Source organism: Streptomyces sp. NPDC040545, from assembly GCF_055595065.1.
The window spans coordinates 270,191-280,127 of the sequence record NZ_JBVIWA010000008.1; the positions used below are offsets into that span (position 1 = coordinate 270,191).

Here is a 9,937-nt window from a genome sequence, read left to right on the forward strand (position 1 = left end):
GTACGCCCTGAGCCCGACGCCCTGAGCCCGACGCCCTGAGCCCGACGCCCTGAGCCCGACGCCCTGAGCCCGACGCCCTGAGCCCGACGCCCTGAGCCCGACGCCCTGAGCCCGACGCCCTGAGCCCGAGGCTGCGCGCAGCCTCGGGCCCAGCAGCGGTGGCGTCAGTGCCAGTTGCTGATCTGCACGTCGCGCGGATGCGGCGCGCCGGAGCCCGTCTCCACCAGGGACTTCAGGCTCATCAGGAAGATCGCCCACTTGGTGCTGCAGTGGTTCATGAACTCGACCGGTTCGCGCCAGCCCGCGTGCGCGAACATCAGGATCGTCCACTCGCCGTCCTGGGCCAGCTCGAAGCTCACCGTGGTCCCGACCCACTCGGCCGGACCGTCGACGACCTCCCACAGCACCCGTGCGTTCGGCCGCAGGTCGAGCACCTTCATGTCGAAGCCGCCGACGTCGCCGAACCGGAACTGCAGCATGCCGTCGCCGTCCCCGCTCGTGTCGGTCGTCCACCACGCGGCCAGGCCCTCGACCGTCGTGAGCGCTTCGTACACCTTCTCCGGGGTCGCGGTCATGCCTACCCGGTGCAGGATGTCCACCATCTCGCTCTCCTCTCACTTCTCCGTGTCACTTCTGCGCGTCCTTGGCCCGCTGGATCGCTTCGGCGAGGCTCTTGACGCGCCGCAGGCGGGCGTCCCACATCTCGCCGACCGAGTTCAGCTGCGCCACGGCCCGGGCCAGCTGGGCCTCGTCCACCTGATAGCGCTTCTCCCGTCCCGCCGGCGCCGACCGGACCAGCCCGACCCGGTCGAGCACGGCCAGGTGTTTGGTCACGGCCTGCCTGGTCACCGGCAGGTGCGCGCTGAGGGTCGTCGCGGTCCCCTGGCCGTCGGCCAGCAGGAGATCGATCATCCGGCGCCGGGTCGGGTCGCCTATCGCGGACCACAGGTCGTCGTCGACGGCGGTGCTCATCGCGCGGCCGCCAGCCGGTCGGCGGTCGCGACCAGGCGCGGCAGGTAGAAGTCCCAGCCCTGCCGGTGGTCGTTGTAGTGGGCTTCGAGCACGGCGGCCTCCCAGCCCCGCTCGCGGTAGCCGCTCTCGCGGAAACGGACCGTGGTGCCCGTCCCCGCGGGGACGAGCTCGAAGGTCACCAGCAGCGAGTTGCCCGGACCCGCCGCCTCCGTTTCCGTCTCGTCGTAGGTCCACCGGAACGAGAACATCCGCGGCGGGTCGGCCTCGACGACCGTGAAGGGCGCGGCCTGGTGCCCGCCGGTGTCCTGGTCCGTCCACGTGAGACGGCCCGTCGCGCCCGCGGCCGGATCGAACGCGGTGGTCTCGGCGCTCCACCACTCCCGGATGTGCTCGGGGCTGCTGAGCACCTCGAACACCACCTCGGGCGAGGCGTCGACGTGCAGCTCGCGTTCGATGCTCCCGTACTCCATGACCGTCCCCATCTTTCGCAACCTTCGGTTGCATATAAAGCTAGCCCTCCTCCGGTGGATGCGCAACAAATGGTTGCGCATCCACCGGAGGAGGGGGGCGGCAGCGGCACCGCGGGCTCCCGCGGTCACGGGCCCGTTCAGCCACCGGCTCCTACGGCCACCGGCCCCCTACAGTCACCGGCCCGCTGCGGTCACCGGCCCCGGGCGCCTACAGGCCCCGTACGGTGACCCCCTCCACCGGGTTCCCCGCCTCGTCCTCCACCACCACCGCGTCCCCCAGCCACCGCACCGTGTACCGCTCCACCTCGCCCGCCGCGAAGCCCGGCCCCGGGTCCCGGATCACCACCCCGCCCCCCGTGCGCCCCCGCGCCGGAGCCCAGACCTCCAGCTCCACCCCGTCCCCGGAGGCGGCCCGCACCGGCAGCACGGCCCCCGCCCGCGCCAGCACCGGGATCCGCCCCTGCGGCGCGTCCAGCAGGATCTGGCCCGGGCCCTCGTACGCCGCCCCCGTCGCCGTGTCGTACCAGCGCCCCCGCGGCAGCCGTACCGCCCGCCGGTCCGCCCCGCACTCCAGCACCGGCGCCACCAGCAGCGCGTCACCCAGCAGGAACGCGTCCTCGCAGTCCCGCAGCCGCCGCTCCTCCGGCGTCCCCCACCACACCGGCCGCACGTACGGGGCACCCGTCCGCCGCGCCAGATGGGCCAGCGTCACGAAGTACGGCCGCAGCCGCTCCCGCTCCGCCATCACCGCCCCGGCCTGCTCCGCCACCTCCGGCCCGAACTCCCACGGCTCCCGCCGCCCCGCCCAGATCGCCGAATGGGTCCGGAACAGCGGCAGGTAGGCCCCCAGTTGCAGCCACCGCACGTACAACTCCGGCGACGGGGACCCCCCGAACCCGCCGACGTCCGGGCCCGAGTACGGCACCCCGCACAGCCCGAGCCCCAGCACCAGCGCCAGCGAGGCCCGCAGCCCCTCCCAGCTGGACTCCACATCTCCCGACCACGTGCCCCCGTACCGCTGCATCCCCGCCCACCCCGACCGCGAGAACAGGAACGGCCGCTCGGCGGGCCGCAGCCGCACCAGCCCCTCCCACCCCGCCCGCGCCATCGCCAGCGCGTACACGTTGTGCCCCTCGCGGTGGTCACCGCCCGCCCCGTCCAGCGCGTGCCGCGCCGACCTCGGCAGCGTCGTGTCCCCGAACGGCGCGAAGGACACCGGCTCGTTCATGTCGTGCCAGAAACCGGCGAAGCCCTGCGCGAGCCGCTCCTCGTACAGCCCGCCCCACCACTCCCGCACCGCCGGATCCGTGAAATCCGGGTAGGCGCACTCGCCCGGCCACACCTCACCGCGCACCTCCCCGCCCCGCGCGTCCCGTACGAAGGCCCCGCCCGGCCCCACCGTCAGCCCCGACGCGTGCACCCCGTCGCCCGCCTTCACCGCCGGGTCCACGATCGACACGAGCCGCACCCCCAGCTCCCCCAACTCCCTGGACAGCTCCGGCAGATCGGGGAAGCGCCCCTCATCCACCGTGAACACCCGGTGCCCGTCGTAGTGATCGATGTCCAGGTGTACGGCCGCAAGTGCGAGCCCGCGCGCCGCGTACCCCGCCACCACCCGCCGCACCTCGTCCGCGCTCCCGAAGCCCCACCGCGCGTGCTGGTACCCCAGCGCCCACTCCGGCGGCACCGCGGCCGCGCCCGTCAGCCCCGACCACCCCTGCAGCACCCGCGCCGGCGTTCCCACCAACACCCAGCACCGCAGCGGCCCGCCCTCCATCCGCAGCTCGCTCGCCCCCGGCCGGTCCGCCCCCGAACCGGCACCCTCCTCACCCTCGCGCAGCACCACCCGCCCGTCCCACGAGTTGTCGTGGAACACCAGATGCGTCCCCGCATCCGCCACCACCAGCTGCACCGGCATCGTCAGGTACAGCGGATCGACCCCCGGCCCGAAGCCCCCCTTCGGATCCGTGTTCCACAGCCGGTACGCCCCGTCCCGCAGCCGCGGCCCCGCGGCCCGCCCGCCCAGCCCGAAGAACCGCGCGTCCGCCGGCACCTCGCTCCGCTGCAGCCACCGCGCCGCGCCCATCCGCGGATCCACCGGCTCCCACCACCGCGGCGGCGCCTCCCGCCGCAGCACCGTCCCGCCCGGCGTACGCACCTCCAGGGCCCCGTGCCGCGACACCGCCACCGTCACCCGCTCCGACACCACCCGCCAGCCGCCCCCGGTGTCCGGCTCCAGCACGGCCCGCGGATCCGGCTCGGGGCCGTCGCCCACCACCGCGTACGAGGGCGTCGGCCCGGCCCCGTCCCAGCTCCAGAACACCGCGCCGCCCACCGTCACCCGCACCAGCAGCTCGGAGCGCGCGAACCGCAGCACGCCCCCGCCCGGCCGGGCCTGCGTACCGGTCAGCAGCCCGGGCACGCGCGCCCGCTCCGCGGCCCGGCGCGGAAGCCCCACCGCGTCCGAGCGCCGGTGACGCCAGGCCGAGCGCCAGGCGCGCCGACCGCGCTCCGTACCGATGTCTTTCACCGCACGTACCAGATCACGACCGTTCATGCCGCTCACCCTGCCACCGGCCCCCGGCCGAAGGGACGGCGTTCAACTGCCGTTCACCCGGCAGCGGCGCCCCCGCGCCGATCACCCGACCCGCCAGGCCAGCCCTGGTGCAGGGGACGATCACATGGCATGGTCCCTGTGAGCCGCCGCGCCCACACCCCCGCGCGACGGCACCGTACGCACACGAAGCGCGAGCCGCAGACTTGACCGGGAGCCGACCCATGACCTCAGCCACGCAGCCGGAACCCCTCTGGGCGCCGGGCCCCGACCGGATCGCAGCGGCCCGGATCACCGCCTTCCAGGCCTGGGCCGCCGAGCGCCACGGAGCCCCCGCCGACGGCGGCTACCCCGCCCTGCACCGCTGGTCCGTCGACGAGCTCGACACCTTCTGGCAGGCCGTCGCCGAGTGGTTCGACGTCCGCTTCACCACCCCGTACGCATCCGTCCTCGCCGACCGGTCCATGCCCGGCGCGCAGTGGTTCACCGGAGCCACCCTCAACTACGCCGAGCACGCCCTGCGCGCCGCCGAGGACCCGGCCCGCGCCGGTGACCCCGCCCTGCTGTACGTGGACGAGACCCACGAGCCCGTCCCCGTCACCTGGGCCGAGCTCCGCCGCCAGGTCGGCTCGCTCGCGGCCGAACTGCGCGCCCTCGGCGTCCGCCCCGGCGACCGGATCAGCGGCTACCTCCCCAACATCCCCGAGGCCGCCGTCGCCCTCCTCGCCACCGCCGCCGTCGGCGGGGTCTGGACCTCCTGCGCCCCCGACTTCGGGGCCCGCAGCGTCCTCGACCGCTTCCAGCAGGTCGAGCCCGTCGTCCTGTTCACCGTGGACGGCTACCGCTACGGCGGCAAGGAGCACGACCGCCGCGACACCGTCGCCGAGCTCCGCGCCGACCTCCCCTCGCTGCGCGCCGTCGTCCACATCCCGCTCCTCGGCACGCCCGCCCCCGCCGGCGCCCTCGACTGGTCGGCGCTGACCTCGGGCGACACCGAGCCCGTCTTCGAGCCGGTCCCCTTCGACCACCCCCTGTGGGTGCTGTACTCCTCCGGTACGACCGGCCTCCCCAAGGCCATCGTCCAGTCCCAGGGCGGCATCCTCCTCGAACACCTCAAGCAGCTCGGCCTGCACTGCGACCTCGGCCCCGAGGACCGGTTCTTCTGGTACACCTCGACCGGCTGGATGATGTGGAACTTCCTCATCTCCGGCCTGCTCACCGGCACGACCGTCGTCCTCTACGACGGCAGCCCCGGCTACCCCGACACCGGCGCCCAGTGGCGCATCGCCGAGCGCACCGGCGCCACCCTGTACGGCACCTCCGCCGCCTACGTCATGGCCTGCCGCAAGGCGGAGGTCCACCCGGCCCGCGACTTCGACCTCTCCGCGGTGAAGTGCGTGGCCACCACCGGCTCCCCGCTCCCGCCCGACGGCTTCCGCTGGCTCCACGACGAGGTCGCCGAAGACCTCTGGATCGCCTCCGTCAGCGGCGGCACCGACGTGTGCAGCTGCTTCGCGGGCGCCGTCCCCACCCTCCCGGTGCACATCGGCGAACTCCAGGCCGCCTGCCTCGGCACGGACCTCCAGGCCTGGGACCCCTCCGGCAAGCCGGTCACCGGCGAGGTCGGCGAACTCGTCGTCACCAACCCCATGCCGTCCATGCCGATCCACTTCTGGAACGACCCCGACGGCAGCCGCTACCGCGACAGCTACTTCGAGATGTTCCCGGGCGTCTGGCGCCACGGCGACTGGATCACCCTCACCGACCACGGCTCGGTGATCATCCACGGCCGGTCCGACTCCACGCTCAACCGCCAGGGCGTCCGGATGGGCTCCGCCGACATCTACGAGGCCGTCGAACGCCTCCCCGAGATCAAGGAATCCCTGGTCATCGGCCTGGAGGAGCCGAACGGCGGCTACTGGATGCCGCTCTTCGTCCACCTCGTCCCGGGCGCGACCCTCGACGACGACCTGCGCGCCCGGATCAAGGCGACGATCCGCGAGGAACTCTCCCCGCGCCACGTCCCCGACGAGATCATCGAGGTCCCCGGCATCCCGCACACCCTCACCGGCAAGCGCATCGAGGTCCCGGTCAAGCGCCTCCTGCAGGGCGCCCCCCTGGCCAAGGCGGTCAACCCGGGCTCCGTCGACAACCTCGACCTCCTCCACTTCTACGAGGAGCTGGCCCGCACCCGCGACTGAGGCCACTGTCAGTGGCGATGATTACTCTGAGTGAGCAAGTGATTGCGACACTCAGGGGGAGTCATGCCACGCAAGAACGACACCGGTACGCCCACGGGCACGCACCGGAGCCGCACCCGCACCACCGACCGGCGCCGCCTGCTGCGCCGCGAGGTCCCCGGCACCATCGGCCTCCTGGCCGACGCCGGGGACTTCGCGGCCATGCGCGGCTACCGCAGCTTCACCTTCGACGACCACCAGGACTACCTCCACCACGTGGACGGCCTGCTCAGGTCCCGCGCGGCCCAGGGCGTCCACACCACCGTCGCCCTCTTCGACCCCGAGGAGTACGCCGAGTTCTGCGGGGAGACCGGCCTCGACCCGGACACCGCGGAAACCCGCGCCCGCTTCACCGCCGAGCTGGCCGGCAGCGGCGCCCTCCTGCCCTACAGCGGCCAGCCCATCGACGAGCTCGTCCCGCTCCTCGTCGACGAAGCCGTCCGCCAGGCCACCTGGGAGTACGCCACCGGTCTCCTCGCCGAGGTCGGCCACTGCGCGGACTGCGGCGAGGACATCGGCCACGCCTCCTTCGACCGCGCCTCCGACGCCCTCGAACGCCTCGTGGCCGGTGCCGGCCCCGGCCACCACCACTTCGTCTGCAGCATCCCGACCGAGGCACGACAACTCGTCGCCGTCCTGCACGCCGACACCACCGGCGACCCGGACACCCCGCCCCGCATCGAGGGCCGGGAAGGCCTCGACTTCGTGACGGTCCTCGCCGCGGGACTCGCCCTCGGCGGCACCGGGGGACTGGTGGTCCGCACCACAGGTGAGGGGCGCCCGGACCGGGTCCACGGCTGGCGCCTGGACCGCGGCCGGCTCACCGCCCTGTCGGCCGCGGCCGTCTTCAACGCCTACTGCACCGACGCCGACACCGGAGAACCCGTCGCCCCCGAATCGGGCGTCGAATACTGCCCGGGCTACGAGGTCGACGCACCCGGGCCGCACCACTGACCGCTCCGGGACGGACCGAGGGGCCCTCGCCACCGGCGAAGGCCCCTCGAAACCGCACCACACCCTCCGGCTACTCGCCGGACAGCACCGCCTGCGCGGCCACCCGGGCCTCCTCGGCGCTGTCCGCCGCCCGAGCCGCCGCCGCGGCACGCTCGCACTGGGCCAGCGTGTACTTGGCGAGCGTCGCCCGCACATAAGGAATCGAAGCGGCACCCATCGAGAGAGAGGTGACACCCAGACCGGTCAGCACACAGGCCAGCAGCGGATCGGAAGCGGCCTCGCCACAGACACCGCAGCTCTTGCCCTCCGCCCTGGCGGCATCCGCCGACATGGCGATCAGGTCGAGCAGCGCCGGCTGCCACGGGTCCTGGAGGCGCGAGACGGCACCGACCTGCCGGTCGGCGGCGAAGGCGTACTGGGCCAGGTCGTTCGTGCCCAGCGACAGGAACTCGACTTCCTGGAGGATGGAGCGCGCCCGCAGCGCGGCCGAAGGGATCTCCACCATCGCGCCGAACTTCGCCTTCAGACCGGCCTCCCGGCAAGCGTCCGCGAAGGCCTTGGCGTCGATCCGGTCGGCCACCATCGGGGCCATGACCTCGAGGTAGACCGGCAGCCCCTCGGCCGCCTTGGCCAGCGCGGTGAGCTGCGTACGCAGCACGTCCGGGTGGTCCAGCAGCGAGCGCAGCCCGCGCACACCCAGCGCCGGGTTGGGCTCGTCGCCCGGCGTCAGGAAGTCCAGCGGCTTGTCGGCGCCGGCATCGAGCACCCGCACGACGACACGGCCCTCGGGGAAGGCTTCGAGCACCTTGCGGTAGGACTCGATCTGCTTCTCCTCGGACGGCGCCTTCTTGCTGTCGTCCAGGAACAGGAACTCGGTGCGGAACAGACCCACACCCTCCGCCCCCGCCTCGACGGCGGCCGGCACGTCCGCGGGACCGCCCACATTGGCCAGCAGCGGCACCTTGTGACCGTCGGAGGTCGCACCCGGACCGGACGACGCGGCCAGAGCCGCCCTCCGCTCGGCGGCCGCGGCCTCCAGCTCGGCCCGCTTCTGCGGCGACGGGTCCACGAACAGGTCACCCGTGCTGCCGTCCACCGCGATCATGGTGCCCTCGGCGATCTCACCGGCACCCGGCAGCGCCACGATCGCCGGCACGCCCAGCGCCCGCGCGAGGATCGCGCTGTGGCTGGTCGGCCCGCCCTCCTCGGTCACGAAACCGAGGACGAGCGCCGGGTCGAGCAGCGCCGTGTCGGCGGGAGCCAGGTCCCGTGCGATCAGCACGTACGGCTCGTCGCTGTCGGGCACGCCCGGCATCGGCACACCCAGCAGCCGCGCCACGATGCGGTTGCGTACGTCGTCCAGGTCGGCCACCCGGCCGGCCATGTACTCGCCGGCCCCGGCGAGCAGGTCGCGGTACGCGGCGAACGCGTCGTACACACCGCGCTCGGCGGTGCTGCCGACGGCGATCCGCCGGTCGACGTCCGCCATCAGCTCGGGGTCCTCGGCGATCATCGCCTGGGCCTCGAGCACGTGCTGGGCCTCGCCACCGGCCAGCTGGCCACGCGCGATCAGATCGGCCGCCACGGCACTCACGGCCTGACGGGCGCGCCCCTGTTCGCGCGCCGCCTCATCCGCGGTGATCTGCCTGGCCGGCGGCTCCAGAACCGCCGTGCCCATGTGCCGCACCTCGCCGATCGCCACCCCGTGGCTCACGCCGACGCCTCGCAGCGTTGTCTCCATTTCACCCGTCTCCGATTGAGCGGCGGGCCGAGCCGCCGCGGTGGATGTACGACTCGCCCGTAGAGGCAGACGCGTCACTGCCAGCTGAAGAGAGCGTCGTCAGCCTTCACGTCGCCGGATTCGACGACGTCGGAGAGGGAGTCGGCCGTCGCTTCCAGCGCCACGACGGGGCAGATCGGCGACTTGCCGGCTTCCTCGACAGCAGCCGGGTTCCAGCGGATGACGGCCTGGCCGCGGGTCACGGTGTCGCCCTTGTTCACGAGGAGCTCGAAGCCCTCGCCGTTGAGCTGGACCGTGTCGATCCCGAGGTGCGTGAGTACACCGTGCCCTTCGCCGTCGACGACTACGTACGCGTGCGGGTGCAGGGAGACGACCACACCGTCGACGGGGGACACCGCCTCCGAGGGCTCACGCACGGGATCAATAGCGGTGCCCGGTCCCACCATCGCGCCGGAGAACACCGGATCGGGCACTGCCGCGAGTCCGATGGCGCGCCCGGCAAGTGGGGACGTCACGCTGGTCATGGGGGCCTCCCAGGGGTGGGGCTCTTCGTGTCGCCGTCACTACCTGTCGCGAACGGCGTACTCTTCAGAAGGATATGGCACTAGATGTTCGGGTTCGCCCGATGTAGGTCCTGATCCGGACGTCTCCGTTGGCACGGAGACTAGTGGACTAGACCGGTGGACTAGACCATACGCCTGAATCGATTTGCTTGGGCACCCCCAGAGCTGTACTGTCGTGACTCCCGCCAGGACGCCTCGTGTGAACTTCTCGCGAACGGCCGATGGACGGGACTCCTCCTCTTCAGTATCGATCTTGATCCCCCATCTTTTCGTATGCCTTTTCGGTAATGCGGAGAGTGGTCAGGGAGAAGGAAAACCGCTGATAGAGTCGGAACCGCCGGAAAGGGAAAACGCGAAAGCGAATACCTGGAAAGCGCCGAGGAAGTCGGACACGAAAGAGTCTGATAGAGTCGGAAACGCAAGAACAGAACGAAAGCCCGGAG

The 9,937-nt window shown here is 72.6% G+C and carries 8 protein-coding genes; 2 read left to right on the forward strand and 6 right to left on the reverse strand.

Annotated features, from left to right (window positions below):
- Positions 1-164 precede the first annotated feature (164 nt).
- The 4 genes from ACZ573_RS18630 to ACZ573_RS18645 all read right to left on the reverse strand — a co-directional run bounded on the left by ACZ573_RS18630 (position 165) and on the right by ACZ573_RS18645 (position 3,999).
- Complete coding sequence (locus tag ACZ573_RS18630; RefSeq protein WP_471305121.1) at positions 165-602, reverse strand: SRPBCC family protein; 438 nt, start codon at positions 600-602, stop codon at positions 165-167.
- A gap of 25 nt (positions 603-627) precedes the next feature.
- Positions 628-972 (reverse strand): ArsR/SmtB family transcription factor, encoded by a 345-nt coding sequence (locus ACZ573_RS18635; protein WP_390802548.1) that lies wholly within the window; start codon positions 970-972, stop codon positions 628-630.
- Positions 969-1,454 carry an SRPBCC family protein gene (locus tag ACZ573_RS18640; protein WP_471305124.1) on the reverse strand — a complete coding sequence of 162 codons (486 nt, stop codon included), beginning with the start codon at positions 1,452-1,454 and terminating at the stop codon, positions 969-971. Before ACZ573_RS18640 ends, ACZ573_RS18635 begins: the two co-directional genes overlap by 4 nt.
- A gap of 196 nt (positions 1,455-1,650) precedes the next feature.
- Entirely contained in the window at positions 1,651-3,999 is a 2,349-nt protein-coding gene (locus ACZ573_RS18645; protein WP_471305127.1) for a glycoside hydrolase family 31 protein, read from the reverse strand.
- A gap of 221 nt (positions 4,000-4,220) precedes the next feature.
- Here ACZ573_RS18645 and ACZ573_RS18650 point away from each other — a divergent pair, with 221 nt between their 5' ends.
- On the forward strand, positions 4,221-6,197 hold the full coding sequence (locus ACZ573_RS18650; protein ID WP_471305129.1) for an acetoacetate--CoA ligase: 1,977 nt from the start codon (positions 4,221-4,223) through the stop codon (positions 6,195-6,197).
- Positions 6,198-6,260: 63 nt separating this feature from the next.
- Complete coding sequence (locus ACZ573_RS18655; RefSeq protein WP_471305131.1) at positions 6,261-7,190, forward strand: hypothetical protein; 930 nt, start codon at positions 6,261-6,263, stop codon at positions 7,188-7,190.
- A gap of 70 nt (positions 7,191-7,260) precedes the next feature.
- Here ACZ573_RS18655 and ptsP read toward each other — a convergent pair whose 3' ends face one another.
- Together ptsP and ACZ573_RS18665 are read right to left on the reverse strand one after the other, a co-directional pair.
- Positions 7,261-8,931 (reverse strand): phosphoenolpyruvate--protein phosphotransferase, encoded by a 1,671-nt coding sequence (gene ptsP, locus ACZ573_RS18660; protein WP_390802543.1) that lies wholly within the window; start codon positions 8,929-8,931, stop codon positions 7,261-7,263.
- Positions 8,932-9,005: 74 nt separating this feature from the next.
- Positions 9,006-9,455, reverse strand: coding sequence for a PTS sugar transporter subunit IIA (locus ACZ573_RS18665; RefSeq protein WP_471305133.1), 450 nt, complete (start codon positions 9,453-9,455; stop codon positions 9,006-9,008).
- Positions 9,456-9,937: the final 482 nt, after the last annotated feature.

What these genes read in the sequence shown, in the direction of transcription:
- ACZ573_RS18630 (WP_471305121.1), bottom strand. Translation starts at nt 602, where the DNA reads ATGGTGGACATCCTGCACCGGGTAGGCATGACCGCGACCCCGGAGAAG.
- ACZ573_RS18635 (WP_390802548.1), bottom strand. Translation starts at nt 972, where the DNA reads ATGAGCACCGCCGTCGACGACGACCTGTGGTCCGCGATAGGCGACCCG.
- ACZ573_RS18640 (WP_471305124.1), bottom strand. Translation starts at nt 1,454, where the DNA reads ATGGGGACGGTCATGGAGTACGGGAGCATCGAACGCGAGCTGCACGTC.
- ACZ573_RS18645 (WP_471305127.1), bottom strand. Translation starts at nt 3,999, where the DNA reads ATGAACGGTCGTGATCTGGTACGTGCGGTGAAAGACATCGGTACGGAG.
- ACZ573_RS18650 (WP_471305129.1), top strand. Translation starts at nt 4,221, where the DNA reads ATGACCTCAGCCACGCAGCCGGAACCCCTCTGGGCGCCGGGCCCCGAC.
- ACZ573_RS18655 (WP_471305131.1), top strand. Translation starts at nt 6,261, where the DNA reads ATGCCACGCAAGAACGACACCGGTACGCCCACGGGCACGCACCGGAGC.
- ptsP (WP_390802543.1), bottom strand. Translation starts at nt 8,931, where the DNA reads ATGGAGACAACGCTGCGAGGCGTCGGCGTGAGCCACGGGGTGGCGATC.
- ACZ573_RS18665 (WP_471305133.1), bottom strand. Translation starts at nt 9,455, where the DNA reads ATGACCAGCGTGACGTCCCCACTTGCCGGGCGCGCCATCGGACTCGCG.